This window comes from Bradyrhizobium ivorense (assembly GCF_900696085.1).
In the GTDB taxonomy this organism is placed as follows: Bacteria; Pseudomonadota; Alphaproteobacteria; order Rhizobiales; family Xanthobacteraceae; genus Bradyrhizobium; species Bradyrhizobium ivorense.
Map to the genome: position 1 here is coordinate 37,348 of NZ_CAADFC020000033.1, position 25,594 is coordinate 62,941.

At 63.4% G+C, this 25,594-nt stretch carries 26 protein-coding genes; 14 read left to right on the forward strand and 12 right to left on the reverse strand.

Annotated features, from left to right (window positions below; all coding sequences use genetic code 11):
- Positions 1-79: 79 nt before the first annotated feature.
- The 3 genes from CI41S_RS38655 to CI41S_RS38665 all read right to left on the reverse strand — a co-directional run bounded on the left by CI41S_RS38655 (position 80) and on the right by CI41S_RS38665 (position 1,989).
- Positions 80-1,006, reverse strand: coding sequence for a LysR substrate-binding domain-containing protein (locus CI41S_RS38655; RefSeq protein ID WP_139864266.1), 927 nt, complete (start codon positions 1,004-1,006; stop codon positions 80-82).
- A 180-nt stretch (positions 1,007-1,186) separates the two neighbouring features.
- Positions 1,187-1,504, reverse strand: coding sequence for a DoxX family protein (locus CI41S_RS38660; RefSeq protein ID WP_172628365.1), 318 nt, complete (start codon positions 1,502-1,504; stop codon positions 1,187-1,189).
- Positions 1,505-1,509: 5 nt separating this feature from the next.
- Complete coding sequence (locus CI41S_RS38665) at positions 1,510-1,989, reverse strand: RidA family protein (RefSeq protein ID WP_139864268.1); 480 nt, start codon at positions 1,987-1,989, stop codon at positions 1,510-1,512.
- A gap of 311 nt (positions 1,990-2,300) precedes the next feature.
- On the opposite strand from CI41S_RS38665, the gene CI41S_RS38670 reads away from it, so the two are divergent.
- The 9 genes from CI41S_RS38670 (at position 2,301) to CI41S_RS38710 (ending at position 13,165) form a co-directional block, all read left to right on the forward strand.
- On the forward strand, positions 2,301-3,851 hold the full coding sequence (locus CI41S_RS38670; protein ID WP_430650069.1) for a sugar ABC transporter ATP-binding protein: 1,551 nt from the start codon (positions 2,301-2,303) through the stop codon (positions 3,849-3,851).
- Complete coding sequence (locus tag CI41S_RS38675) at positions 3,848-4,825, forward strand: ABC transporter permease (RefSeq protein WP_139864269.1); 978 nt, start codon at positions 3,848-3,850, stop codon at positions 4,823-4,825. The genes CI41S_RS38670 and CI41S_RS38675 overlap by 4 nt, the downstream gene beginning before the upstream one ends.
- Entirely contained in the window at positions 4,822-5,805 is a 984-nt protein-coding gene (locus CI41S_RS38680) for an ABC transporter permease (protein WP_139864270.1), read from the forward strand. Before CI41S_RS38675 ends, CI41S_RS38680 begins: the two co-directional genes overlap by 4 nt.
- Positions 5,806-5,870: 65 nt before the next feature.
- On the forward strand, positions 5,871-6,845 hold the full coding sequence (locus CI41S_RS38685; protein WP_139864271.1) for a sugar ABC transporter substrate-binding protein: 975 nt from the start codon (positions 5,871-5,873) through the stop codon (positions 6,843-6,845).
- 111 nt (positions 6,846-6,956) lie between these two features.
- Entirely contained in the window at positions 6,957-8,024 is a 1,068-nt protein-coding gene (locus CI41S_RS38690) for a LacI family DNA-binding transcriptional regulator (RefSeq protein ID WP_139864272.1), read from the forward strand.
- Between the two features lie 418 nt (positions 8,025-8,442).
- Positions 8,443-8,898 (forward strand): DUF3788 domain-containing protein, encoded by a 456-nt coding sequence (locus CI41S_RS38695; protein WP_139864717.1) that lies wholly within the window; start codon positions 8,443-8,445, stop codon positions 8,896-8,898.
- Positions 8,899-9,184: 286 nt separating this feature from the next.
- A complete protein-coding gene (locus CI41S_RS38700) occupies positions 9,185-9,640 on the forward strand; it encodes a (2Fe-2S)-binding protein (protein ID WP_139485488.1) in 456 nt (151 codons plus the stop codon).
- A 3-nt stretch (positions 9,641-9,643) separates the two neighbouring features.
- The gene (locus CI41S_RS38705; RefSeq protein WP_139864273.1) at positions 9,644-11,851 is read left to right on the forward strand and encodes a xanthine dehydrogenase family protein molybdopterin-binding subunit; all 2,208 of its coding nucleotides are present in this window, start codon (positions 9,644-9,646) and stop codon (positions 11,849-11,851) included.
- A 300-nt stretch (positions 11,852-12,151) separates the two neighbouring features.
- Positions 12,152-13,165, forward strand: a complete 1,014-nt coding sequence (locus tag CI41S_RS38710; protein ID WP_139864274.1) for a helix-turn-helix domain-containing protein — start codon at positions 12,152-12,154, stop codon at positions 13,163-13,165.
- A gap of 57 nt (positions 13,166-13,222) precedes the next feature.
- Here the strand turns inward: CI41S_RS38710 and CI41S_RS38715 are convergent, their stop codons facing one another.
- Positions 13,223-14,881, reverse strand: coding sequence for a GMC family oxidoreductase (locus tag CI41S_RS38715; RefSeq protein ID WP_244626825.1), 1,659 nt, complete (start codon positions 14,879-14,881; stop codon positions 13,223-13,225).
- Complete coding sequence (locus CI41S_RS38720; protein WP_139864275.1) at positions 14,878-15,279, reverse strand: SPW repeat domain-containing protein; 402 nt, start codon at positions 15,277-15,279, stop codon at positions 14,878-14,880. Before CI41S_RS38720 ends, CI41S_RS38715 begins: the two co-directional genes overlap by 4 nt.
- 436 nt (positions 15,280-15,715) lie before the next feature.
- Between CI41S_RS38720 and CI41S_RS38725 the strand changes: the two genes are divergently transcribed.
- From CI41S_RS38725 to CI41S_RS38735, 3 genes are all read left to right on the forward strand, one after another.
- Complete coding sequence (locus CI41S_RS38725) at positions 15,716-16,633, forward strand: NADP-dependent oxidoreductase (protein WP_139864276.1); 918 nt, start codon at positions 15,716-15,718, stop codon at positions 16,631-16,633.
- A 192-nt stretch (positions 16,634-16,825) separates the two neighbouring features.
- On the forward strand, positions 16,826-17,443 hold the full coding sequence (locus CI41S_RS38730; RefSeq protein ID WP_210241805.1) for a nitroreductase family protein: 618 nt from the start codon (positions 16,826-16,828) through the stop codon (positions 17,441-17,443).
- A gap of 34 nt (positions 17,444-17,477) precedes the next feature.
- Positions 17,478-18,023 (forward strand): carboxymuconolactone decarboxylase family protein, encoded by a 546-nt coding sequence (locus CI41S_RS38735; protein ID WP_139864277.1) that lies wholly within the window; start codon positions 17,478-17,480, stop codon positions 18,021-18,023.
- 198 nt (positions 18,024-18,221) lie between these two features.
- Here the strand turns inward: CI41S_RS38735 and CI41S_RS38740 are convergent, their stop codons facing one another.
- The 4 genes from CI41S_RS38740 to CI41S_RS38755 form a co-directional block, all read right to left on the reverse strand.
- Positions 18,222-18,797 (reverse strand): cytochrome P460 family protein, encoded by a 576-nt coding sequence (locus CI41S_RS38740; RefSeq protein WP_139864278.1) that lies wholly within the window; start codon positions 18,795-18,797, stop codon positions 18,222-18,224.
- Between the two features lie 225 nt (positions 18,798-19,022).
- Positions 19,023-19,304: a GNAT family N-acetyltransferase gene (locus tag CI41S_RS38745; RefSeq protein ID WP_244626826.1), complete on the reverse strand. Its 282-nt coding sequence runs from the start codon at positions 19,302-19,304 to the stop codon at positions 19,023-19,025.
- Positions 19,305-19,316: 12 nt separating this feature from the next.
- Entirely contained in the window at positions 19,317-20,054 is a 738-nt protein-coding gene (locus CI41S_RS38750; RefSeq protein ID WP_139864279.1) for a peroxiredoxin-like family protein, read from the reverse strand.
- Positions 20,051-21,052 carry a LysR family transcriptional regulator gene (locus tag CI41S_RS38755; RefSeq protein ID WP_244626827.1) on the reverse strand — a complete coding sequence of 334 codons (1,002 nt, stop codon included), beginning with the start codon at positions 21,050-21,052 and terminating at the stop codon, positions 20,051-20,053. Before CI41S_RS38755 ends, CI41S_RS38750 begins: the two co-directional genes overlap by 4 nt.
- 425 nt (positions 21,053-21,477) lie before the next feature.
- On the opposite strand from CI41S_RS38755, the gene CI41S_RS38760 reads away from it, so the two are divergent.
- Positions 21,478-22,425, forward strand: coding sequence for an ATP-binding protein (locus tag CI41S_RS38760; protein WP_244622412.1), 948 nt, complete (start codon positions 21,478-21,480; stop codon positions 22,423-22,425).
- Between the two features lie 164 nt (positions 22,426-22,589).
- Complete coding sequence (locus CI41S_RS38765) at positions 22,590-22,994, forward strand: baeRF12 domain-containing protein (protein WP_139485338.1); 405 nt, start codon at positions 22,590-22,592, stop codon at positions 22,992-22,994.
- Between the two features lie 94 nt (positions 22,995-23,088).
- Here CI41S_RS38765 and CI41S_RS38770 read toward each other — a convergent pair whose 3' ends face one another.
- From CI41S_RS38770 to urtE, 3 genes are all read right to left on the reverse strand, one after another.
- The gene (locus CI41S_RS38770) at positions 23,089-23,436 is read right to left on the reverse strand and encodes an FmdB family zinc ribbon protein (protein WP_139485336.1); all 348 of its coding nucleotides are present in this window, start codon (positions 23,434-23,436) and stop codon (positions 23,089-23,091) included.
- A 101-nt stretch (positions 23,437-23,537) separates the two neighbouring features.
- The gene (gene fmdA / locus CI41S_RS38775) at positions 23,538-24,767 is read right to left on the reverse strand and encodes a formamidase (protein WP_050400074.1); all 1,230 of its coding nucleotides are present in this window, start codon (positions 24,765-24,767) and stop codon (positions 23,538-23,540) included.
- Positions 24,768-24,795: 28 nt separating this feature from the next.
- Entirely contained in the window at positions 24,796-25,485 is a 690-nt protein-coding gene (gene urtE, locus CI41S_RS38780; protein ID WP_139485334.1) for an urea ABC transporter ATP-binding subunit UrtE, read from the reverse strand.
- Positions 25,486-25,594: the final 109 nt, after the last annotated feature.

Consider the following 25,594-nt stretch of genomic DNA (forward strand, 5'->3'; position numbering starts at 1 on the left):
AGTGGAAGACGGCGGCCGCGGCACGCAGCGTTCAAGCCGTTGAACGCCGACGATCGCGGTTCAAACGCAGCCTTTGGCATCACATCGGGGTCGCATCCGCGGGGTCAAAAGCGGTCAGGCGCGGCATTTCACGCGCGAAAAAGTCCACCAGCGACCTCACCGCGGGAAGCACGCCCCGCTTGTACGGGATGAGAGCCGAGATTCGCGCATCGGCCGCCATCCAGCGCGGCAGAATTTGCCTTAGCTTTCCGGAGGCCACCTCATCCCGGCAAATGTACCCGGGTAGCGCAACGATCCCCAGATTGGCGCAGGCAGCCTCCTTGAGCGCCACCATGTTGTTGCTCTGAAGACGCGGCGTGATCTGAACAATGCATCGACGGTCGTTCGGTCCGGTCAGCGTCCAATTGGATGGACCGCTTTTGGCAATCGCGAGCGTGTCATGCTGCGCGATCTCCTCCGGGGTAGCGGGCACACCTCGCGCGCTCAGATAATCCTCGCCCGCAAACAGGTACCAGGGCGCACGCGCGATCGTTCGCTGTACCAGCGACGAATTCTGCAGGGAGGTATTGTGCCCTCTCAGAGCCAGGTCAAACCCGTCGGCCACGATATCGACGAGGGCATCCGTGGTGTTGACGACGATGCGGACCTGCGGATGCATCCTCAAGAAGCCTGGGATCAATTCCTTCAACGCAAACTGCGCGATCTCGACTGCGGTCGTCATTCGAATCACGCCACTGGGTTCGGTCGCACGCTGACGAACCGCCTCTTCGGCGACTTCCGCGGCCTGCAACAGGGTCTGCGCGTAGTGGTAGAACTGCGTGCCGACCTCGGTGACGGCGAAACGGTGCGACGTCCTGGTCAGGAGAGTTACGCCCAGGGCGTCTTCGAGCGCCCTGATGCGATGACTCAACGTCGACTTCGGAAAACCGAGCGACTTGCTCGCAGCGGTGTATCCGCCTTTGTCGACGACCTGGACAAAATAGAACACGTCCTTGAGATCGAGCATGATGCTACCGTGGTCCGATAACTTCGCGACATCAGCCGGCCTGGCGCGGCGGCAGCCAAGGCACCGTCACGCGTGATACAGGTACTGTGCGCAAATGCCTTGCGCTGCTCATCGGTCATAGCCTGGCAATCAAGTCCATGTGTGCTCCTCATGCGTGACAATCGTGCCCGACGTGACGCGTCAGGCTCCTTGTGCGACAAGCAGAACTAACGTCAGCAGCACCAACGGATACTCAAGCCGCATAAACGCGCGGTGCCGAAACAGCGTGACGAGCACGCCGGCCAAAATGGTGGCGGCGATCGCGCAACCGATCAGACGGAGCGGCTGGATCAGCAGCGCCGCCGCTGCAATCCATTCCAGCGCTCCGACCAGGATGCGCAGGCGATCCGAATATCCCCACGCCCGAAATTCCTCGCGGATGAAATCCGGCGCCGCGAGGTTGAGGCTTCCTGCCCAGGCCAGAACGACGGCGAGCAGGACGGGGAGAATGTCCGCCATGGCCATCAGCTCTTGGCCCTCGGGAACGCAGCGATCATGTCGAGCTCGACGCGCGCGCCGGGTGTCGACAGCTGATTGATGCAGATCGTGGTGCTCGCGGGCGTCCACGTACCAAAATATTCCTTGAGCACGGCCACCATGCCGTCCTGGTCGCGAATATCGGTCAGATATTTCGTGACCTTCACGACATCGGTCCAGGCCAGGCCCTCGTGGTCGAGGATCGACTTGATCGTTTCCATGGCGCGGCGGGTCTGATCGACGATCGAGTTGGGATGATCGTGCTCGGCAAGCTGATGCGGATGCTTGTGATAGAGCGGCGATGGCGTCGCGCCCGAGATGAACAGCAGGCCGCAGGGGCTCTCGACGCGGATCGCCGGCGCATACGGCATGTCGACCTTACGCTCCGGAATGGTCTGGATCTCCTTGACGTCCGGGTTCGAGGGCGACGTCGCGAAAGCCGATCGTCTCGTGGCGGGCGTGTTCATGGGCGTTTCTCCAGGCTTTGTCTGAGTTGCTGATTGGCGTCCGGTCGAACGCCGCTCGGGCAACGCCTGTACCGCAATCGAATAAATTATGCAATCGCTTGCACAAATATGGCGCACACCACCGCCCCACAATTTCTGCACTAACCCGCTGAATTCGCGACTAAAGCCGAACTTTTCTGATATTTTTCAATCTTCGCGCTCTCGAGATCGGACTGATTGAGACGTATTTTCGCACTTGATTGTGCAAACGTTTGCGCTTATGGCTCCGTTAACAGGAGAGTGGAGCCACGCTCGTCAAACGGGGACGGAATATGCTTGCGAACGAGCAAAGTCCCGATCGGGGACCTGACGCGATGGCGGCGACGCCGGCGGCAGAGACCACGGCGCCGTTGCTGCGCCTGATCGACATCAGCAAGTCGTTTCCTGGCGTGCATGCGCTCAGGGGCGTCTCGCTCGAGATTCATGCGGGAGAGGTGCATGTCATTCTCGGGCAGAACGGCGCCGGCAAGTCGTCGCTGATCAAGGTGCTCTGCGGCGCCTATCTCGCCGATGGCGGCGCGGTCGAACACGAGGGGCGCCGCGTCGCGATCCACGGTCCGGCCGACGCCAATGCGATCGGCGTCGGCGTCATCTTCCAGGAATTCTCGCTCGCGCCGTATCTCGACATCGCGCAGAACATATTCTTGGGCCGCGAGCGCGCCTTCGCGAAAGCCGGCGTCATCGACAAGGTGGCCATGCACGCGGCGGCCCGCGACGTGCTGGCGCAACTGGGCCTGCACTACGACACGCGGGCGTTCGCCGCCGATCTCGGCGTCGCGCAGCAGCAGATGGTCGAGATCGCCAAGGCGCTGTCGCAAAATTCACGCATCCTGGTGATGGACGAACCGACCGCAGCGATCTCCGAGCGCGAATCGGAGCGGCTGTTCGAGGTGATCGCCCGGCTGAAGCAGCGCGGCGTCGCGATCGTCTACATCTCGCATCGCATGAAGGAGGTGGTCGCGCTCGGCGACCGCATCACCGTGATGCGCGATGGCGCCGTGGTCGCATCCTATCGCCGGGACGAGGTGTCGCCCGATGTGATGGTGGGCGCGATGATCGGCCGCTCCCTCGCGGGACTGAAGCGCCGTGAGCCAGTTCCGGCGGGCGCGCCGGTGCTGACCGTGAGCAATTTGCAGACCGCCAGGCTCGCCGACATTTCGCTGGAGGTCCACGCCGGCGAGGTTGTGGGGCTGGCAGGGCTGGTCGGATCGGGCCGCACCGAGGTGGTGCGCGCGATCTTCGGCGCCGATCCGCTGCGCACTGGGACGATCAGGCTGAACGGCGCGGATTTTGCGCAACGCCCGGACCGCAGTACCCGCGCCGGGCTTGCGCTGTTGCCCGAGGATCGCAAGCGCGAAGGTCTCGCGCTGCCGCTCGCGGTCGGCGAGAACGCGACCGCCGCGGCGCTGTGGCGGCTGTTTCGCCGCGGCTGGTTCGCGCCCGCCGCGGCGGACAAAGTGTGCCGCGACCTGATCGCGCGGCTGAACATCGCAACGCCCGGGCCGGCGCAGATCGTGCGCAATCTCAGCGGCGGCAATCAGCAGAAGGTCGTGCTCGGCAAATGGCTCGCAGCCGGCTCGCGGCTGTTCATGCTGGACGAGCCGACGCGCGGCGTCGACATCGGCGCCAAGACCGAGATCTACCGGCTGATCGACGATCTGGTGCAGGACGGCGCCGCCGTGCTGGTGATCAGCTCGGAGCTGCCGGAGCTCATCCACCTCTGCGATCGCGCCTACGTCATGCGCGATTACCGGATCGTCGGCCATCTCGGCCGCGACGCGCTTTCGGAGAAAGCCATTCTCGACCTGGCGGTGCAGCAATGACCGATCAAACCGTCCATGCGACAACGGTCGCGCCCGCTGCGCTGCTGCGCCGGATCCCGGGCGTCACCTTCATTCTCGTCGGCATGATCGTGCTGTTCGCCGTCGGCAATCCGCGCTTCCTGTCGGCCGTCAACCTCACCAATATCGGCCTGCAGGCCTCGCTGCTGCTGATGCTGGCGCTGCCGATGACCCTGATCATCCTCACCGCCGGGCTCGATCTTTCGGTCGGCGCGCTGCTCGGCCTGTGCGGCGTCGTGATCGCGGCGCTGCTCGTGGCGGGATGGAGCCTGCCGGCGGCCGTGGCGGCCGCGATGCTGGTCGGGCTCGTCGCCGGCGCCGTGAACGGGTTTCTGGTCGGCTATCTCGGCCTGCCCGCCTTCGTGGTGACGCTCGGAACCATGGGACTGTGCGAGGGGCTGTCGCTGGTCATCACCAACGGCGATCCGATCGGCGGCTTCACACCGGTGCTCGAGGCCTTCTATCGATCCACGCTATTCGCGGTGCCGACCCCGGTGCTGGTCGCAGCAACGCTCTATGGCTTGCTCTCCCTGCTGCTCTATCGCACCCGCTTCGGCAACTATGTCTTCGCGATCGGCGGCAACAAGGATGCGCTGCATCTCGCCGGCATCAATGCCAACCTCGTCCATATGGGCGTCTATCTGCTCTGCAGCCTCACGGTGGCGCTATCGGCGCTGTTGCTGCTCGGGCGGACCAATTCGGCGCATCCGTCGGTCGCCGTCGGCATGGAGTTCGAGGCGATTGCCGCGGTGGTGCTCGGCGGAACGTCGTTCGAGAAGGGCCAGGGCTGGCTGTTCGGCACCGTGCTCGGCGTGCTGGCGATTTCCGTGCTGCGCAACGGCCTCAACGTTCTCTCGGTCGAGCCCTCGCTCCAGGTCGTCTGCGTCGGCCTCTTGCTGATCGCGGCCCTGCTGATCGATCGCAATCGCAAACAGGCCTCACGGGACATCGCATGACGACAATGGATACCCCTGCCCCTGCATCCGCACGATCGCAGCCGCTTGCTCCCGGCACGCTCGCCATTGTGGTGCGGCTCGGCCTGATCGCCTGCATCGGCGTGCTGCTGTCGAGCCTCAGCCCGGGTTTCGCCACCACGGACAATCTGCTCAACATTCTGCGCCAGGCCAGCCTGCTCTTCCTGGTCGCCTCCGGCTTGACGCTTGTGATCATCGGCGGCGGGCTCGACCTCTCGATCGGCGCGAACCTCACGCTGTGCGCCTGTCTCTCCGCGGCTGCGATCAAGTCCACCGGCCAGCCGGCCGCCGGCATTGTCGTCGCCCTCGGTTGCGGCGCGCTGGTCGGGCTGACCAATGGCGTGCTGATCAACCGGGTGAAGATTCCGCCGTTCCTCGCCACGTTCGGCATGCTGTGGGTGGCGCAGGGGATCGCCTACTGGTTCATGGCCGGACAGGTCGTCTACGGCTTCTCGCCGGCGTTCCGCTTCTTCGGCAGCGGCTTCTGGCTCGGCATCCCGCTGCCGATCTGGGTCATGCTGGTCACCGGCGCATGCGGCGTGATCTTCCTGTCGCGCACCACCATCGGGCGCGAGGTCTATCTGATGGGCGCCAATGAAGCGGCGGCGGTGCTGTCGGGAATTCCAGTCGCCCGGCGCAGAACACTGCTCTACGTGGTGAGCGGCCTGATGGCGGGCCTCGCGGCGCTGATCTATGTGGCACGGCTCAATGCGGCCGAGCCCGGCATCGGCGAGCCGCTGTTGCTGCCCGCGATCGCGGCGGTGCTGGTCGGCGGCACCTCGCTATTCGGCGGCAGCGGCAGCCTCGTCGGAACGCTGCTCGGCGCGATCATTCTCACTTTGATCGTCAACGCGCTCAATCTGCTCAATGTGAGCGCCAGCTGGCACCCGTTCGTGACCGGCGTGATCGTGGTCGTCGCCGTTCTGGCGGATGCCGCGGTCAATCGCGGGGCGCGACGATGAAAGTTTCACGATCCGACTGCAGCGAATCTCATTGCACCCCTTGGCCATCTCGATCGGGAGTTCTCATGAAGACCAGACATCTCAGACGAATTGGATTGATCTCCGTAGTCGCTTGTGGACTTGCTGCTTCGCCCGCTTTCGCGGCCGGCGAAGTCATCGCGGCCTTCACCAAGAACCAGGTCGATCCGCATTTCGAGGGCGTCCGCGCCGGTGTCGAGCAGATGGCGAAGAAAATGGGCGCGACGGTTCGCCAGTACGTGCCGACCAAGCCCAACAATATCACCGAAGGCATGTCGCAGCTCGAGGATGTCGGCGTCACCAAGCCGAACCTCGTGCTGTTCATGCCGATCGACCCGAAGGCGCAGTTGCCGACCATCAAGCGGCTGATCGAATCCGGCACGCCGGTTCTCAACTACAACGACAAGGCCGGCGATGCGCCCTACCTCGCCTTCGTCGGCCAGGACGACTACAAGCTCGGCTACGACATCGCCAAAACGCTGTTCGACCATCTCGGCGGCAAGGGCAATGTCGTGATCCTCGAAGGCATCAAGGGCTCCAACACCGGCGATGAGCGCAAGCGCGGCTTCGACGCGGCGCTGAAGGAGTATCCCAACATCAAGCTGCTGGCGTCGCAGCCGGCCAACTTCCAGCGCCTGCTCGGGCTGCAGGTCATGGAGAACCTGATCCAGCAGTTCAGCGACATCAACGGCGTGATCGCCGCCGCAGATGCATCGGCGCTTGGCGCGGCCGAAGCGTTGAAGTCCGCCGGGCGCGGCAACGTGCCCGTGGTGTCGATCAACGGCGTTCCGGAGGCCGTGGAAGCGGTCAAGAACGGCAGCTTGCTCGCGATCGCCGAGTTCAACGGCTTCAAGATCGGCTGCGTGGCGACCGAGATCGGCCTGAAAGCCATTCGTGGCGAGGTCGTGCCGAAGCGGGTCGTGATTCCCGGCGCCGTCATCACCAAGGCCAACCACACCGAGTGGCTGGTGCCTTACCAGCAGCGGACTTGCCCCGCCGCCGCAGAGTATGTCGGACAGTGATCGGATGCCCGATGGCTTGCGCAGCTCGCCGGAGGTTTGCCCGGCGGAGCTGCGTTTGCTATCTGCTTGCATCCGGATCACGCAGCAGGCGAGCGCAAGGACTTTTAGCCATTGACGGGCCCCTCGAAAGGTAAGCGTCCGACGCTGAAGGATGTGGCGGCCCATGTCGGCGTCCACTTCTCGACGGTGTCGCGCGCGCTGGACCCCGCAACTGCGCATCGCATCACCGATGAGGTGCGGGCACGGATCCACGCCGCCGTCGCCGAGCTCAACTATCGCCACAACGTCGCGGCCGCCACGCTGCGTACCCATTCCAGCAAGACGATCGGCATCATCGTTCCTGATATCACCAACAGCCTGTTCGGTCCCATCATCAAGGGCATCGACAGCATCTCGTCGGAGCACGGCTATGTCGCGCTGATCGGCGACACCGACAACAATCCGGAGAAGGAAGAAAAGCTGATCAGCACCTTCCTCGCCCGCGGCATCGAGGGGCTGATCGTCGCCAGCGCCTTGCGCGAGGACGAGGTGGTCTCCGCGGTCGCCCATGACGGCACGCCGATCGTCACCGTCAACAGCCATGTCGACGACGATTCCGTATCGTCGGTGAGCTACAACGTGCGCCCGAGCATCGGCGCGCTCGTGAAACATCTGTTCGAACTCGGCCACCGGCGCATCGCATTCATTTCCGGGCCATCATCCTGGTCGACGGCGGAGGAGCGGCTGGCCGCCTATCGCTACTGGATCGATCGGGTCAAGGCCGTGGCCTCGGACGATCTCGTGGCCTACAGCAACGAATATCGCGAAGAAGAGGGCGCGCGTTGCGCCGAGGAACTGCTGCGCTCCGGCGTTCCCTTCACCGCACTGATGGCCGCCAATGACCTGCTCGCGTTCGGCGCCTTGAAGACCTTGCAGCGACACGGCCTGGAATGTCCGCGCGACATTTCGGTGACCGGCTTCAACGATATTCCGATGGCCGAACGGTGGTCACCGCCGCTGACGACGGTGAAGGTCGATCCGTTGCGCGCGGGCAAGGCCGCCGCCGAGATCCTGTTCGCCGACATCAAGATCGCGCCGGAGGAGCGGCAGCCGAAGCATGTGCTGCTGCCGGCGTCGATGGTGGTGCGCGGATCCACCGCGGCGCCCTCGTCCCGGACGCCAAGAGGCAAGCAATCCTGAATGGACGTGGCCACTCGGAATAGCGTCGGACATCAGCCTTTGTCGCCGGCTCGAAAATATCCCTGCGAAGGTTCAAATCCTGGACGCAGACGCTCCTACAGACGTCCTCCGCCCGCAATGTCCGCGAAGTAGGTGTCGGCGTTCGAGACGTGCCGAGGGCGTTTCGCGGTGCCGGCCCGTCCTGCAAGAATTGACCAGAAGTCCATAGTACGTGTCCGTAAATCCACGCGCCGGATTTCCGCATTGACGGGCAACGCGCCTGTGCGCCAATGGCGGAGAGAAGCCCGTGACAGAACGTCCGGTTCTGCGACGGACGAAATATCAAGCGCAACACAGATTCAATCCTCAGGAACATGGCGACACACCTTTCGCGCAAGCTCGAGGTCGGGCCGTCAGGTCGCGGCGGAAGGAAAGCGGTATGGAACAGTCCCCCCGGGTCGGCGACAGGATCACCGACGAGTCAGCTTCGCCAGATGACGGCGCTGTCCGCGACTGGATCGGACCGGGTGCCTTCAAGCATTGGGCCCGGCTGCAAAGCTGGATCGAGGAATTCTACCCCGGCGTCTTCGCGCCGGAATGGCTCTATGGCGGCAAGAAGCGCGGCTGGTCCCTGCGCTACAAGAAGACAAAGGCGTTCTGCACCCTGCTGCCGGAATACAAGCGGTTTTCGGCCGTGGTGGTCCTGGGAGGAGCGGAACGAAAACAATTTGAGGAGCGGCGTTATGCATGGCGCTCGCAGCTGGTCAAGCTTTACGATGAAGCGAAAACATACCCGGACGGAAAATTCCTGACAGTTGCGATCTCCTCCGCGGATGATCGGCATGATGTGACCAAGCTTTTGACGATGAAGCGGCCGCCACCGTTGCGCGGTTGAATGTTGCGGAACCCCTCAGTTTCGCGGCCAAGTCGGCGACGCCGGACTTTCGGAAGCGCAAGACGAAGCTATCCAGTAGCTACAGTTCGCAGGGCAGCGGTGAATGCGGCTCCGCTCGCGCCCGAGCCGAGCGTCGTGGCTGCATTCCCCGTTGCTATAGAAACTATTCATGCCGGCTATTGGAAAGCCGCGCTCCGTGCTGCGATCAATGCGCACCACTTTCGCGGACTTCATGAGTGACGTTGATCGGCTCACCGCTCACTCCCAACGCGCTCAAGAGGCATTCATGGCTTTCACATTGAACATCAATGGCTCAGCTCATGAGGTCGACGTTGACGGCGACATCCCGTTGCTGTGGGTGCTGCGCGACGTGCTCGGCATGACCGGGACCAAGTTCGGTTGCGGCCAAGCGCTGTGCGGCGCATGCACCGTGCATGTCGACGGCCAACCGGTCCGCTCCTGCCAGACGTCGGTCGATAGCGTCGGCGGCAGCGTCGTCACCACGATCGAGGCAATCGGCCGCACGCCGCAAGGCGCGGCCTTGCAGAAGGCGTGGCTGGATCTGGAGGTCGTGCAATGCGGCTACTGCCAGTCCGGCCAGATCATGTCGGCGGCGGCATTGCTGAAGGACACTCCGAAGCCGAGCGACGCGGATATCGACTCGGCAATGTCGGGAAACGTCTGCCGTTGCGGCACCTATCAGCGTATCCGGGCCGCGATCAAGCAAGCAGCGGGAGTTTGAGTCATGGATAGGCCGCTTCTAACGAACCGAATCGAAGGCGAAACGGCGATGTCGCGGCGCACCTTGCTTCAGGGCGCAGGCTTGCTGCTCGGCTTTACCCTGACCGGCGCAAGCACGGAGCCCGTGTTCGCGGCGCCGGCTTCGCAGGTCATCGAAAACGAGATCACGGGTACTTTCGCCCCGAACGGATTTATACGGATCAATCCGACCGGCGCCGTGACCCTGATCATGCCGATGGTTGAGATGGGACAGGGAGTTTACACGTCGCTCTCGATGCTCCTCGCTGAAGAGCTGGAAGTGCAGCTTGACCAGATTCAAGTTCAGCACGCGCCACCAAATCATGCGCTCTACGTCAACTCGATTATCGGCATTCAAAATACGGGTGGCTCTGCCTCTATCCGCGCCTTCTGGACGCCATTGCGGCAGGCAGGCGCAGTGGGCCGAAACCTGCTGATTGCGGCCGCCGCCAGGCGGTGGAGTGTCGATCCGGCGACTTGCCGCGCCAGGAACGGCGTTGTGTCGGACGCGACGGGCTCGAAGCATCTGAGCTACGGCGAACTTGCGGAGGCCGCGGCGAACTTGCCGGTGCCGCCTGCGGCAAGCGTCAAGTTGAAGGGTCCGAAGGATTTCACACTGATCGGCACGCGCGCCAAGCGCGTGGATTCCTCGATCAAGGTCGATGGGCGCGCCCTCTACGGCATCGACGCACGGCTGCCGAGTATGAAGGTCGCGGCGATTGCCATTTCGCCCGTACTCGGCGGCAACGCGAAAACAGTGAACGAGAGGGCCGCGCTGGCGGTCAAGGGCGTCCGGCAGGTGGTCAACATCGGCGAAGCTATAGCCGTGGTAGCTGATCACATGGGGGCGGCGAAGAAGGGGCTCGAGGCCGCCGCGGCCACGTGGGACGACGGACCGAACGGCAAGGTCAACAATGGCGGCATCGTCAGGCAATTGGAGGACGAATCCAAGAAGCCGGGCGTCGTTGCCCGCAACGACGGCGATGCGGAGAAAGCGCTCGCGGGAGCGGCGCAACGGCTCGATGCCGTGTACCAGGCACCCTTCCTGGCCCATGCGGCGATGGAGCCGATGAACTGCACCGTTCATCTGCAAAGAGATCGCTGCGACATCTGGGTCGGGACACAGGCGCCAACGATCACGCAGGCTTTGGTGGCCGAGCTGACCGGCCTGCCAAGGGATGCGATCAAGATTCACAATCATCTGATCGGCGGCGGCTTCGGCCGGAGGCTGGAAGCTGACGGTACGGTGCTGGCCGTCAAGATCGCCAGGCACGTCGACGGCCCGGTGAAAGTGATCTGGAGCCGCGAGGAAGACATCCAGCACGATATGTATCGGCCGTACTATCTCGATCGGCTGTCGGCCGGACTTGATGCGGCCGGCAAGCCGGTCGCCTGGACACATCGGATCGCCGGGTCCTCAATCTTCGCTCGTTATTATCCTCCCTATATCAAGGATGGATTGGACCCCGATGCCGTGGAAGCGGCGGCCGAGCCGCCCTATGCACTGCCCAACATTCACGTCGACTATGTTCAAGTCGAGCCCCGTGGTGTCCGGACGTCCTGGTGGCGCGGCGTCGGACCGACTCACAATGTCTTTGTGGTCGAAAGCTTCATGGATGAGCTTGCGCATGCCGCGGAGCAGGATCCCGTTGCCTATCGCAAGGGATTGCTCGGCCACAACCCGCGCGCGCTTGCTGTTCTGTCGCTTGCTGCGGAAAAGGCGCAGTGGGGATCACCACTTCCCGCGCGGCATGGCCGCGGGATTTCGGTGCAATTCGCGTACGGAAGTTACGTCTCGCAGGTCGCCGAGGTCGAAGTGGCAGATGACGGCTCCGTCAAGGTCAAGCGGATCGTCTGTGCGCTTGATTGCGGCATGTACGTCAATCCCGATACGATCGAAGCTCAGGTTCAGGGTGGAACGCTTTTCGGGCTGACCGCGGCGCTTCATGGCTCGATCACGTTCAAGGATGGGCGGGTCGAGCAGAGCAATTTCGATACCTATCTGCCGATGCGCATCGACGAAGTTCCGGTGGTCGAGACGCACTTGATCAGGAACGCCGAAGCTCCAGGCGGCGTTGGTGAGGCTCCGACGGCCATCGTCAGTGCTGCAGTGACCAATGCGATCTTCGCCGCGACCGGGAAGCGCGTGCGCAGCCTGCCGATCGATACGGCTTCGCTGAAGTCGTCGTCCTAGTCCCTGCCCGTCATCCCGCGTCGCGGCTTGCCCATCGCATGCCGCGGTCTTCGATGGCGGCGTCGAAGACCTTGGTGTCAGCTGCCGCGACCTGAAGGCGGTTCAGGATCGATCTGCAAGAGTTTCACTTCCATACCGCGGCATTCTGATCATGATTGCGCTATTGGGTTCGGGAGGACGGTCGGCCAGCGGCAGGAGCCAGCGTGACGACGCCCTCGCTAATCCCTAGAGAACGGGCCTAGGGGCACTATCGGCGCCGGTCGCCAGGCAATCCGGTCGCCAGGCAATAAAGGGCCACTCATGCACACGAAGGCGGTTTCAGCGCAGGCTCTCGTCGGGCAGAACATGTTGCTGCCCACGGGTTCCACCGTCAAATTGTCTACAACAGACCTCGACAACCTCATGCAGGCGCTCGACATCGATGTCATCGCGCTGACCGAGATCCTGGTGCCGCACGGCCATCGAGTCGAATTTGGCACGATTGACGCACCGGGGATCCACTACAACTTGAGTGGCGTCGGACGCATATCGATCAACGGCGGACCAACGATGCCGTTGAGCCCTCATCTGCTCATCATCGTGCCGCCAAACACTCCGTTCACGATCGAGGTTGACGGTGGAAGTGGCCCGCCGAAGCTCATTTCGAAAGAATGCTGGACTCGTCAAGACGGCATCCTCCGCGTCGCAGTGCCGAACGAGCAGCCCGAAATCGTTCAGATTTGCGGCTTTTTCAACGCATCCTTTGGTCAGTCTGTGAGGCTGTTCGGAGAACTCGGCGTACCGGTGATCGAGCAGTTCGAGCCGGCGGACAAGATCGATCTGAAGCTTCGCGAGGCTATGGACGAGCTGATGCAGCAAGAGGTCGGCGTTGGAGCCATGACAGCGTCCCTGCTCAAGCAGATCGTCGTCTCATTGGTGCGACGGTCCGTCAAATCATCCCAGCGCTGGACTGAGCGATTCTCAATACTTGCCGACAGGCAAGTGACCCGTGCTTTTGCGGATATGGTGGCGCGGCCAGGAGCTGCCCATTCTGTTCAAAGCCTGGCACACAGTGCGGGGTTGAGTCGTTCGGCGTTCATGGCGCGATTCTCGGACATCTTCGGACAATCCCCGATGGTCATCTTGCGAGCCTTGAGGATGCGCCAGGCTGCAATCGATTTGACGACAACGACGATGTCGATCGACGTCGTTGCCCATAATGCGGGGTACGAGAGCCGTTCAAGTTTCGTGCGGGCTTTTCGAAAGGCGTACGGACGAGATCCGAGCGACTATCGGCGGATGGCCAGGGATGGCGAAGCCCGAAAGGACATTTGAGGGCGAGATCCTGACAACGAGATTGACATCGCTGCCACCGGCTTGCGCCGGAGCGCGCTAACTTCGCTTCAGATCCTCGACCAGCATCGCTGTAGCGTGGCGCGCAAGCGCCTGGGTCGGGGCGTTGGTATTGCCGCTGGTGATGTTCGGCATGATCGAGGCGTCGATCACCCGAAGTCCGTCAACCCCGCGGACCCTGAGCCTTGCGTCGACCACCGCTCGCTCATCCCGACCCATCCGGCACGTTCCGACAGGGTGCCACATCGTCGTCACGACACGCTTCACCCATTCGCCGATCTCCGCGTCCGACTGGATGTGCGGGCCGGGATCCATCTCTTCCTCGATCACCGACGCCAGCGACTCCTGGGCCATGACTTCGCGGATCGCCCGCACCGATTCTACCGCGGCCCTCAGGTCTTCCTCCTCGCCAATGAAGTTCGGGTTGATGAGGGGCATCGACGTCGGGTCGCTATCGGCCAGCCGCACCCAGCCACGGCTCTTGGGCTGCAGCACCACGAGTTCGAAGGTGACGCCCGAGCGGTCGCCGGTCGGGCCGAGTTGCTCGTTCAAGACGATAGGAGCGTGATAGCATTGGATGGTGGGGTCGGCGGCGAAGTCTGACGGATTCCAGTGAGTAACAGTCTCGATGCCGTTGCCTGACGCCGGGCCGTCCTTGGTGACGAGATACCGCAGGCCCGCCTTAATGGTGCCGAGTCCCTGCGCGGCTGCCTGATAGCCGAGATCGCCCTTCACATAGGCGCGAACCGGGACCATCGGGTGGTCGTGGAGGTTTTCGCCCACTCCCGGAGAATCGACGATCACCGCGATGCCGTGTCGCCGCAGCTGCTCGGCCGGTCCAATGCCCGAGTGCATGAGAATCTTCGGGCTATGGACGGCCCCGGCCGACAACACCACCTCGGCGGCCATGATCCTCCCGAGGCCGTTGTCCTTCAGTTCGATGCCGACAGCCCGCTTGTCCTCGACAACAATCCGAACGACGGTCTTGCCGGTTAGAAGTGTGACGCGGCCCGAGGCGAGGTGCGGACGCAGATAAGCGTCGACTGCGCTGCACCGGCGTTGATTTCCGACTGTCGACTGCACGGGCGAGACGCCGATCTGGCTCTCGCCGTTATAGTCGGGATTATAGGGGATCCCATATTCCTGGAAGGCCTTGAGGCAATATTGGTTCAGCTCGTTGATGCCCTTGGGCAGCTGGACCGCCAGACCACCGTTGATGCCGTGATATTCGTCGTGGAAGGTGTCGTTGCGTTCCTGCGCCATGAAGACGGGAAGCAGGTCTTCATACGACCATTTGCCGGTGTCGCCGACCGCATCCTGCCACGCGGCGAAGTCGCGTATCTGGCCGCGAACGTAGCACATCGCGTTGATCGAGGAGCCGCCGCCGAGCACTTTGCCTGAGCGATATGCTCTCTTCTTGCCGTGCTGGGGAATCGTCTCGTATTTCCAGACATGCCGGTCGTGGACCAAGATATTGGCGAAGCCGGCGGGGATGTGGATGAACGGATCGCGATCCATGTCGCCCGCTTCGATCAGCGCGATCGACGCATCGGTGTGTTCGGCGAGGTAACTCGCAACGACGCAGCCGGCCGCGCCCGCGCCAACAATGACGATGTCGTACCTCTCCTGGGACATCTGCATCTTTCTCTTTCGCACCATTTTTAGCCCAAGCAGATGGAACGCCGTCGCCGCCTTCAAGCCGCTGTGCGCCTGTCCAATGCCGAACGCGTCGCGAGTTGCTCCTCAGGCGCGTTCAGGACTGTCGTCGTGAGCAGGACAGCGGCGGCGAGAACCCAGTAGTACCAGGCGTCGAGCCCGGCGAATTCGAAGGCAAACGGGGCGACGACAAACACCACGCCGACGGCGCGATCGACCCAAAGGTGAAGCCAGTAGGGAATGATGCGGACGAGCCCGGTGGGATGGTCGGTCAGGGCGGCCAAGAGCAGCGCAGCCGCACCGGCAATGACCGAAAGCCACATTGCGGCCGGCTTGCTCTGGCCGAGCTCCAGCACGAACGGCGCTGCGATCAAGACGATCGCGACAGGATAGTCGATCAGGTAAGCGTGAATAGACTTGGTGACGAAGCGAAACGACATCGGTGACTCCTACTTGTTTGGACTTGTCTGGTTGCTTGAGCGGCTCCTTACGCGGAGAGCGCATCCACCCAAGAGGATCATCGGGGCGATTACGCCGTCCCGCGCCGGCAGGCACTCCATGCAACCGTCACAGGTCAGCCCGGTTGGACGAACAGTAAGCAGGCACGCCAACCATTAGAAATGCCCGGTCGTTATCGTTTCCATTCCACTCGCCCAGCGCCAGGGAAGCGGGTTAGTGTGGCGTCGGCCACAGCAATCATGCGCTCGCGGGGCATTCGGACCAGTCCGCTGCCGGGTTTGACGCGCGTTGATCTTCACGCGCCATTTCGATGGCATCGATTCCATAGCCACCGGTCATTGGACCGTCGAGTTTCGCGGTCGTACTTTGTGCTCACCTGCAAGGGAAATACACACCACACACACAAGGAGGTGGACCATGAAGGCAATCGTCGTAACGGATCAGGCTGCGGGAACGGCCGGGATGACGCTCGTGGAGCGGCGCGAGCCGCAGGCGGCGATCAACGACGTCGTCGTTCAGGTTCATGCGTCGGGATTTGTCCCGACCGAGCTGGCGTGGCCCTCGACCTGGACCGATCGCCTCGATCGTGACCGAACACCGTCGATCCCCGGCCATGAGCTGGCTGGAGTGGTGACCACCCTCGGCTATGGCACGACGGGGCTGTCGGTGGGACAGCGGGTATTCGGCCTCGCGGACTGGTATCGCGACGGCACGCTGGCCGAGTATGTGGCAATCGAGGCGCGCAACCTCGCGCCGCTGCCGGGTGACGTCGACTTTACGGTGGGCGCGAGCCTGCCGATCTCGGGCCTGACTGCATGGCAGGGATTGTTCGAGCACGGCCGCGTTCAGGCGGGGCAGAGCGTCCTCGTGCACGGTGCGGCCGGCGCAGTCGGGTCGATGGTGACGCAACTCGCACGAGAGGCTGGCGCCTACATCATCGGCACCGGACGCGCCGCCGATCGGCAGAAGGCGCTCGACTTCGGCGCGAAGGAGTTTGTCGATCTCGAGACCGACGCCCTCGAAGACGTCGGCGGAATAGATCTGGTGTTCGACGTCATCGGCGGCGACATCGGGAAGCGTTCCGCGCGCCTGATTCGAGCCGGAGGACGGCTGGTGTCCATCGTCGGGCCGGCTGAGGCACCGCCCGCCGACGTCCTCGCGGTCGATTTCGTCGTCGAGTCCAATCGTGCCCAGCTGAGTGAGATCGTCCAGCGGGTAAAGGACGGACGGCTGCGGACGAACATCGGCAACATCGCAACCCTCGACGAGGCCGTCGCTGCTTTCAACCCGAGCAGGCGGATCAGCGGGAAGACAATCATCCGCGTTCGTCCCTGAACGCGCGTTCGATGCCGGCCCGCACGCCTCCTGTCAGCCGCCCGCGGCAAGCCAGGAAACCGCCCACGGCACCCGGCACGAGATTTCGAACGCGCACCATCGCTGCGGTACTTCGAGCAAAGAGAGCGAAAGAACACGTTCTCTCAACCCATCCCTTTGCGCACAGGAACCACCATGACTAACGGAATAGCCATGACCAACGCTGTCATCGAATGCATCCTCGGCCGCAGCGCCGCCAAGTACTACGACCCTGCCGCCACCCTGAGCGACGACCTCATCCGCGAGCTCGTGCGAATCGGCACCACCGCGCCGACATCCTTCCACCTGCAGAACTGGCGCTTCATTGCGGTACGCTCGCCTGAAGCCAAGGCCCGGTTGCGTCCGATCGCTTGGGATCAGCCCGCGATCACCGAGGCAGCCGTTACATTCATCGTCTGCGGCCAGCTGGCCGATTCCAGCGTGGTACCGGAGCGCCTGGCACCCCTGGTGGAAGCCGGCATCATGCCGGCAAAGATGGTGCCGGAATGGGAAATTCCCGCACGCGATCTCTACATGGAGTACCCGCAGCGCCAGCGCGACGAGGCAGTCCGCACCGGCACGTTCGGCGCGGCCGCGATCATCTATGCGGCCCGCTCGATCGGACTTGGTTCGACGCCGATGATCGGTTTCGATGCCGACAAGGTGCACCGGGAGTTCGGACTGGCCAAGGATGAAGTACCGGTCATGCTGTTGTCCGTAGGGGCTCTGCGTTCGGGAAACTGGGCACAAAAGCCGCGCCGTCCGGTGGCTGACGTGTTGGATCTCGTTTGACTATCTGTGAACCCAGCATTTTACGGAGCTTATGATGCCAAGAACTGCGGCTTTAAAGCCGGAACGGGTGCCGGCCGATTCGAAACCGACCCTCGATATGTTCACCAAGAACATCGGGTTCACTCCAAACATGATGTCGACCTTCGCGGCAAGCCCGATCGCGTTCAACTCATGGGCCACCCTCCTCGGCTCGCTCAGCAAGGCGCTCGACGTGAAAACGCGCGACAGCATCGGCCTCGCCGTCTCCGAAGTGAATGGCTGCGACTACTGCCTGACGGTTCACAGCTTCACGGCCGAGCATATGGCAAAGCTGCCGGCGAATGAAATCATTCTCGCGCGGATGGGCCATGCCAGCGATCCCAAGCGGGATGCCGCCATCCAGTTTGCACGCAAGGTGATCGTGACCCGCGGCAAGGTCAGTGATGCCGATCTGAAGGCCGTCCGCGATGCGGGCTACACGGATGCCAATGTCATGGAGATCGTCGCGCTGGTTGCGATGTACTCCCTGACGAACTTTTTCAATAATGTGTTCGATCCGGAGAGGGACTTTCCTGATGTTGCGCCGGCTGGCTCGATCTAGGCTCGATCCAGGCGCATCCACCATTTCCAAGGCTGCTTGCAGCCTTCGCCTTCCGCTGATGCTCATGGTCGAACCGGCGAGACTGTCATGTATGGCCGGGAGCCTGCCTCGCGGAGGCAGGCTCGAACGGCGAACGGGCGATCGGCCTGTTCAGTAATGATCCAATAGGCTGACGATTCGACCCGATCTCATCGCGCTTTAGCGACGCAGGACGGGATATCCATTCACATAAATCCAGTCCGTGGCCTGGGCCGGCACGTGGCAGCCCTGGCAATCGGAATGGTAGTCCGTCGAGGTGGTCTTGAGCGGCTTGTCGGCGTCGAACCACGACCATCCCCACCCGTCGCCCCACAACGGGTTGCCGGGGTGCGTTCCCTTGCTGTCTTTCACCATGACGAACCAGCCCTGGAGCTTGTCGGCGTGGCTCACCGTGCCCGTGGTCATCTCGTTCGTCGAAGTCGCGAAGACCTCTTTCACCAGAACGGCGCCGTCCGGGAAGTGGCCCGTCTTCCGATAGGCGTCGATCGCCCCCGGGGATGCGTAGACGGCGTGCATTTCCTTCGCGCCCTGGCCGCTGTCGGCGGCAATCGCCCAACTGCCGAGCGCTTGGTAGATGGTTCGGTAGTCCGCCAGCACGCGCAGGTGCCCGGCGGCGTCCACCACGTTCACGGTCGGGCCGGCCGGAGTAGCTCCGCTGATCTGCGCGAGCGCTGCCACGGTGCCGGCGACCAGCGAGACGGCGACAGCCAGGCCGGCAGTCCTCGATAATTTCATGGGGGATCTCCTGTGCTGCTCGCACGCGGCATGGTGACTCGGCGCAATGGCCTCGATCACTGTTTCATTCGCTGTGGAGCCGACCGCGTGTGCCCGGCGGATCCAGGCAGTCCCAAAGATCGGACGCAGCCGGCGAAATTAAAAATTCCCTTTGGACATGCATTCGATAGGTGTGAGGTATCGTCGTCCAAAAGCGCCGTGCGTCGGCGTCCCATCCGTCCGCGATCAGCCGTCGAGGAGTGCGCCGTACTCGGGGTGCCGCGCGGCATAGGAGGACATGAACGGGCACTTTGCGATGACTCGTTTCCCGTCGCGTCGCAACGCTTCGAAAACGCCATGCGCTAGCCTCGATCCGTACCCCAGGCCGGATCGCTCTTGCGGCACCTCGGTGTGAAGCAGGACGACGCGTCCGTCTTCGATCTTGTAGTAGGCGACTGCGAGCAAGCTGTCGCCGAGGGGCATTTCAAACCGGCTCATTGCCGGATTGTCCCGGATGGCGCTTTCCACCTTCGGCCTCCCTCACCTGGATGCCGAAGCGACCCGGCGCAGCGACGCCAGGATTTGCGCCGGCTCCTCCCGTATTGTGAAGTCGGGCTCGACGAACGCGCTGCGGATCCGGCCTTCTGCGCCGATCACGTAGGTCGCGGGAATGGGCAACATCCACGTCGATGACCCGTGCCGGGCGCCGAAGTCGAACCCTAGCCTGGAATAGTGAGCCTTGGTCTCGTCGGGCACCCGGAACAGCACGCCATACAACATGGCAACGCCATAGTCGACGTCCGAGAGCACCTTCAGCTCCAGGCCCAGGCTTCGCTTGAGCTGCCGCGGAAAGTCCCTCGTCTCGGGGGTCACGACCGCGAGGGTCGCGCCGATGCTCTCGAACTCATCCTTCGCGGCCTGGAGGGCGCAGAGCTCAGCGGTGCAGAACGGACACCAGCCGCCTCGAAAGAAACTCAGGACGAGGGGTCCGTTGCGGCGCAGCTGCTCGGAGGAGTGGAGACGGCCGTCGGCGTCCGGCAGCAGGAAATCCGGCGCGTGGTCTCCGACCTTCAACGCGTGCGATGCCACGCCTGTATCGCGGAGCCAGCCCACGAGGTGGTTGTATGACTCCCAGTCCGCGGCACTGAACGTCGTCAGCAGCTCGGTGCGGATCCGGGCGAGTGTCTTGTCGGTCTGGCTTAGCATCGGTAGGGAGTTGTCAAGCTGAGGCTCGATAGGCTGGAAACGGTCGACCGGCGGCGTGCGTGTGGTGGTCATGCGGGCGCCCTTGCCACCCCGGAGGCCGTCGCACGCGACACCCCCCGGTCGACTTCGAACGACCAGTCGCGAAGGCGCGCGACCTTGACGAAAGCGTCAAGCGCCGGCGAGTAGCGGCGCCCCTGCACGGCCAGTAGCCGCACCTCCCGCGACACCGGGGAGCCTTCGAGTGGAATGGTCTTGAGCGTTGGAAGGCGAGGCATGTGCTCGGGCGCCAGTATCACGCCGAAGCCGGCGGCGGCCATGTGCTGAAGGTGCAGGTCGTGACCGCTGCAGTGGCCGAGTTGGGGCGGCTCCTCAGGAAAATACGACTGCTGGATCTTCACGGCGACGTCGCAGTCGGTGCGTTCCAGCAAGATGGTCTCGCGGAGGTCGTCGATGCCGATCGAGAGGCGGTTTGCGAGCCGATGGGTCGGCGCAAGAACCGCGACGTAGCGCTCCTCGAACAGCGACCAATCGTCGATGCGGTCGGGCATGTCCTGCACATCCCCGACCATTGCCGCGTTGATCTCTCCCTCAAGCAAGAGGTCGACGAGCTTCTTCGCCGCGCCCTCGCGCAGCTCGACGTGAAGTCCGGGGACGAACTTCGCGATCTCCGCGATCGGATCGAGGATGAGCGAGGCCGAGATGGATGGCGCGAGGCCGATCTTCAGTGGCGCGACGTCCTTGCGCTGGAACTCCTGGGCTCGGCGACGCACCGCCTCCGCCGAGGCCAGTGTGCGCTCCAGCATCGGAAGGACCTCCTTTCCAAGATCGGTGAGCTGCGTCAGCTGGCGCTCGCGGTAGATCAACTGGCCGCCGAGCTCCTGCTCGAGCTTCTGCACCCCCTTGGTCAGGGCGGGCTGCGTGACATTGCACTGCTCGGCCGCGCGGGTGAAGTTGAGCGTGGACGCAACGGCGAGGAAGTAGCGAACTTGATGAAGCTCCATGGCGTTTTGTTTCTCCGTCAAGGTGCGGCTGTCGATACTGACGAGCCTTCCCGACGACGTGACGGGCACGTCGAATGGCGTAGATGCTACTTGCGTGCGCAGGTTGGAACGGCGGGCCTGTTGTTTTGGACGCACGGACACACTTTCAGGAACTTCTGAGAGCCGGGCCGGTGCGCTGCGAGGTGGGCCGCGAACCGGACGGGCTGGGGGTGAGCCAGAGTCCGGAGAACCGCCGCTCCGCGGCTCGCGCCATCCGCCGGCCGGGACCTCGCAAAGAGTTCCGCTCGGCGAGTCTGCAGAGGGAACCACCGCACTTCCGCCGCGGCGAGCCACGCGTCCTCCGGTCAATCCGATAACGGTCGGCTATCGACTCCATGGCGAGAGGTGATTTTCCTTTCGGCCGTCATGGACCCAATCTTCAACCTATATCGTCCGCCGCTCAGACGAGCCGACGCCGTTGTTCCGTTGAAAGATCGCAGGCCAGGAGGTCCGATATGCAAATCTCCGATATGCAAATCAAAGATACAATCGGCGTTTCATTGCCCGGCTCTGTCGAAGTCCCGCCGCTGCAGGATGTGGTCGTGCTCGTGGACAGCGCCGGCGTCGCGCTCGGCGTGGAGCGAGTGTTTAGCGCAACGGTGCGAGACGTCCGTGACGGCGGCAGCGGTCTCATCGCGTCCAGGTATGTGGAGATCCCGCTCGTCGGGTCCGATGGCGAGGTCTCGGGGATTCTGTGCCATACCGGCGCGCCCTCCGACGCGCGTGGTGTGGTCGCCCCTCGCAGGCGGAAGACGGTGAGCGCCATGGCGGACGTGGCGCAGTTGCTCGTCCACGACGTCAACAACCTCCTTGCCGTGATCGACAGCGGCCTGTTGCTGCTCGAGGGCCAGAGCGACGCCGCACACCGAAAGGCCATCCTTGGCCAAATGCGGGAGGCGATCGCGCGAGGCGCGTTGTCCGGCCGGCTCCTCGACGCCGAGCAACCATGCCCCAGGTCGATCGACGGGTTTGTCTCAGGCACTCGCCTCGCAACGATCGCGGGTACGCTCTACTGGACGTTGCCTCCGGACATCGCGGTCCGCATCGACATCGCTCCAGACTTGTGGGCCTTCAATGCCGACCCCGGGGAGCTGTACTTCGCTTTGCTGGACCTTTGCCGAAACTCGGCCGATGCCATGCCAAGGGGCGGCACGATCTCCGTCACGGCGCATAACGTCGAATCCTCCGCTGACGCGGCCCGGGGATTCGTCGAGATCGTCGTCGCCGACGACGGGGACGGCGTGCCCGAGAGGGTCCTCCCGCAGGTGCGTCTCTTCCTCCCGCGCGCGCACGCAGCCGGGCGCCCCGGCACTGTTGTCGGCACGGAGATCGCGTACACGCCCTCAGCCAACGGCGGAGTATTTCACGTTGTAAGCCGAGCGACAGCTATGGCGGCATCTTAGCCGGCGCGAATACCTGGAAACCGGTTCAGCGAGTGAGCTCATGAGCCCGCCCGGCTGCCTCGACCATCCGCTCGACCGCGCGACAGCGGCTCATCGAAGAGGCGCCGCGGAGCACCGGCATGCCGGGGTCATAGCCCGCCGGATGGTGAACAGGAGATCTTTCGATGATTCTACCTGCCGGTACGACAGTAGCAGTCGCCGACGGCGAGACGATCCGCATGTTCCACAATACAGGCGTGAAACCCGGGGTGCACCTGGTCGAGATCACGGTGGCTTCGCCCGCGCGCGCCCACGCCGGCTCGGGTGCACGGCATCAGCTCCGCGCCGCCAACCCCGATGGCAGGCGGCTCGTCGAAGATGACTTCGCGGCGGCGACGGCAGCATTCCTGAACAAGCTCAGCATGGACGGGACCATAGAGCATCTGGTCGTTGTCTCCGACCCGAGGACCCTGGGGGAGATGCGCAAGCACTTCCACCGCGACTTGAAAGGCAAGATCATAGGTGAGCTCGCGAAAGACTTCAGCCGACGACCGCTCGAGGACATCGCCTCACTGATCGCCGACGCCTGACGCGCCTCTGCAAGCGTCTGCCAGCGCAAGCCTGTCCAGCCAAAGCCTGCGCGAATAGCCAGGGCCCTAGTTTTGAGACTAGCGGCGAGGCGACCTAATGGCTGATCATCCATGGGCGTGCGGTGGGAAAGCCCTTCGCGCCGCTCCGCGTCTTCGTCACCAACCGTCCCGGCTTCTTCCTGCCGGTCGAGCAACAGCCGCAGCCCGGGCCGTGCGCGGCTTTGTACTGGTCGAGCGTCTTCGGCGCGTGGCGGCTTTGCTCGTTGGTGGCCTGCGCCTTGCGCTTGTCCGCGGGCATGCAGAAGAACGCCGGCGCGGTCAGGATCACGCGCGGCGATGACGTTTCGCATTGCGGACAGTCCTGCGGCTGGTCGCATTCGGCCATCGGCCGCATGTCGGTGAACGGGCCGCAATCGTTGCAGAGATATTCGTAGACAGGCATCTTCGTATCCTTGCGCATTTTCCTGTGAAGCTCCCCGCGATGGATGCGGGGCGGCAAGAACGCGCCGTCCCGCACCCTTCGCGCAGGGATCACTCAAAGCATCACTTGTCGGGCGAGATCGGCATCTGGACGTCACCCTTGATGTGCTTGATCGGACCGGCCGATGACGGCATCACGTCGAAGTCGAAGATCTCCGTCGGCAGCCACAGCGTGGCGCAGGCATTGGGCACGTCGACCACGCCGGAGATGTGGCCCTGGCACGGCGCGGTGCCCAGGATCGAATAGGCCTGCGCGCCCGAGTAGCCGAACTTCTTCAGGTATTCGATCGCGTTCAGGCAGGCTTGGCGATAGGCGATGTGAACGTCGAGATAATGCTGCTTGCCGGCTTCGTCGACCGAGATGCCCTCGAAGATCAGATAGTCCTTGTAGTTCGGCGTGATCGGCGATGGCTTGAACACGGGATTCTTGATGCCGTATTTCGAGACGCCGTCCTTGATCACATCGACCTTGATGTGCAGCCAGCCGGCCATCTCGATGGCGCCGCAAAAGGTGATCTCGCCGTCGCCCTGGCTGAAGTGCAGGTCGCCCATCGAGAGCCCGCCGCCCGGAACATAGACCGGGAAGTAGATCTTTGAACCGCGCGACAGATCCTTGATGTCGCAATTGCCGCCGTGCTCGCGCGGCGGCACGGTGCGGGCGCCTTCCAGACCGATCTTGGCCTTGACGTCACCCTTGGCCTGCCCCGCATGCGCGGTCGGCGCAAACGGCGGATTGGCCAGGCCCGGCACGCGGGTCGGATTGGTCGCGATCAGCTCGGCTTCGCGCGCGTTCCAGGCCGCGAGCATCTTCGCATCGGGCAGACAGCCGATCAGGCCGGGATGGATCAGGCCGGCGAAGTTGACGCCGGGGACATGCCGCGACGAGGTGTAGAGGCCCTTGATGTCCCAGATCGATTTCTGCGCCAGCGGGAAGTGATCGGTGAGGAAACCTCCGCCGTTCTGCTTGGAGAAGAAACCGTTGAAACCCCACAGGCTCTCCTTCAGCGGACCGACGTCGAGCAGGTCGACCACCAGCAGATCGCCCGGCTCGGCGCCCTTGACGCCGATCGGGCCGGACAGGAAGTGCACGATCGACAGATCGATGTCGCGGACGTCGTCGGCCGAGTCGTTGTTCTTGATGAACCCGCCGGTCCAGTCGACGGTTTCGATGATGAAATCGTCGCCCGGGCTGACCCACTCGACGATCGGAACCTCCGGATGCCAGCGGTTGTGGATCTTGTCGTTTTCATAGGCCGACTTGCTGAGATCGACCTTGATCAGTGTATCTGGCATCGCAATGCTCCCCTTCGTTTACTGGCGGTTAGACGGACAGATATTTCGAGATTTGTGCGGCATCGACCCTGTCGCGCGGGTCGTCACGGACGATCTCGCCATTCTCGATGACGAGCACGCGGTCCGCGATGTCGAGCGCGAAGCTCAGGACCTGCTCGGAGACCACGATCGACAGGCCGCGCTGGTCGCGGATGCGCTTCAGCGTCCGCGCCATGTCCTTGATAATCGACGGCTGGATGCCCTCGGTCGGCTCATCCAGCAGCAGCACCTTCGGCTTGGTCGCAAGCGCCCGGGCGATCGCGAGCTGCTGCTGCTGCCCGCCGGAGAGATTGCCGCCACGGCGGCCCTTCATCTCCAGCAGCACCGGGAACAGCTCATAGATATCGCCGGGCACTTCGGAGCCGCCGGACACCACGAGCCCGGTCTCGATGTTCTCCTTCACCGTCATGGTGGAGAAGATCATGCGGCCCTGCGGCACATAGGCGAGGCCCTTCGCGACCCGCTCATAGCTCTTCATGGTTCCGAGCTCGGCGCCGTCCATGGTCACCTTGCCGCTCTTGGCCGGCAGGATGCCCATCAGGGACTTCATCAGCGTGGTCTTCCCCATGCCGTTGCGCCCCATGATGGCGACGATCTCGTTGGGCGCGACCTGGACGTTGAGGCCGTGCAGCACCTCGCTCTGGCCGTAGGCGACGTGAAGATCAGAGATTGCCAGCATCGATAGCTCCTAGAACGGGACACTTGTCTTCACCTCTCCCCATCGGGGAGAGGTCGGCGCGCAGCGCCGGGCGAGGGCCTTCAGGTCCCACGAGTGAGCGAGACCCCTC

Bases quoted from the DNA above. Each gene is read 5' to 3' on its own strand.
- CI41S_RS38655 (WP_139864266.1), bottom strand. From the start codon at position 1,006: ATGCTCGATCTCAAGGACGTGTTCTATTTTGTCCAGGTCGTCGACAAA.
- CI41S_RS38660 (WP_172628365.1), bottom strand. From the start codon at position 1,504: ATGGCGGACATTCTCCCCGTCCTGCTCGCCGTCGTTCTGGCCTGGGCA.
- CI41S_RS38665 (WP_139864268.1), bottom strand. From the start codon at position 1,989: ATGAACACGCCCGCCACGAGACGATCGGCTTTCGCGACGTCGCCCTCG.
- CI41S_RS38670 (WP_430650069.1), top strand. From the start codon at position 2,301: ATGCTTGCGAACGAGCAAAGTCCCGATCGGGGACCTGACGCGATGGCG.
- CI41S_RS38675 (WP_139864269.1), top strand. From the start codon at position 3,848: ATGACCGATCAAACCGTCCATGCGACAACGGTCGCGCCCGCTGCGCTG.
- CI41S_RS38680 (WP_139864270.1), top strand. From the start codon at position 4,822: ATGACGACAATGGATACCCCTGCCCCTGCATCCGCACGATCGCAGCCG.
- CI41S_RS38685 (WP_139864271.1), top strand. From the start codon at position 5,871: ATGAAGACCAGACATCTCAGACGAATTGGATTGATCTCCGTAGTCGCT.
- CI41S_RS38695 (WP_139864717.1), top strand. From the start codon at position 8,443: ATGGAACAGTCCCCCCGGGTCGGCGACAGGATCACCGACGAGTCAGCT.
- CI41S_RS38700 (WP_139485488.1), top strand. From the start codon at position 9,185: ATGGCTTTCACATTGAACATCAATGGCTCAGCTCATGAGGTCGACGTT.
- CI41S_RS38705 (WP_139864273.1), top strand. From the start codon at position 9,644: ATGGATAGGCCGCTTCTAACGAACCGAATCGAAGGCGAAACGGCGATG.
- CI41S_RS38710 (WP_139864274.1), top strand. From the start codon at position 12,152: ATGCACACGAAGGCGGTTTCAGCGCAGGCTCTCGTCGGGCAGAACATG.
- CI41S_RS38720 (WP_139864275.1), bottom strand. From the start codon at position 15,279: ATGTCGTTTCGCTTCGTCACCAAGTCTATTCACGCTTACCTGATCGAC.
- CI41S_RS38725 (WP_139864276.1), top strand. From the start codon at position 15,716: ATGAAGGCAATCGTCGTAACGGATCAGGCTGCGGGAACGGCCGGGATG.
- CI41S_RS38730 (WP_210241805.1), top strand. From the start codon at position 16,826: ATGACCAACGCTGTCATCGAATGCATCCTCGGCCGCAGCGCCGCCAAG.
- CI41S_RS38735 (WP_139864277.1), top strand. From the start codon at position 17,478: ATGCCAAGAACTGCGGCTTTAAAGCCGGAACGGGTGCCGGCCGATTCG.
- CI41S_RS38740 (WP_139864278.1), bottom strand. From the start codon at position 18,797: ATGAAATTATCGAGGACTGCCGGCCTGGCTGTCGCCGTCTCGCTGGTC.
- CI41S_RS38750 (WP_139864279.1), bottom strand. From the start codon at position 20,054: ATGACCACCACACGCACGCCGCCGGTCGACCGTTTCCAGCCTATCGAG.
- CI41S_RS38760 (WP_244622412.1), top strand. From the start codon at position 21,478: ATGCAAATCTCCGATATGCAAATCAAAGATACAATCGGCGTTTCATTG.
- CI41S_RS38765 (WP_139485338.1), top strand. From the start codon at position 22,590: ATGATTCTACCTGCCGGTACGACAGTAGCAGTCGCCGACGGCGAGACG.
- CI41S_RS38770 (WP_139485336.1), bottom strand. From the start codon at position 23,436: ATGCCTGTCTACGAATATCTCTGCAACGATTGCGGCCCGTTCACCGAC.
- fmdA (WP_050400074.1), bottom strand. From the start codon at position 24,767: ATGCCAGATACACTGATCAAGGTCGATCTCAGCAAGTCGGCCTATGAA.
- urtE (WP_139485334.1), bottom strand. From the start codon at position 25,485: ATGCTGGCAATCTCTGATCTTCACGTCGCCTACGGCCAGAGCGAGGTG.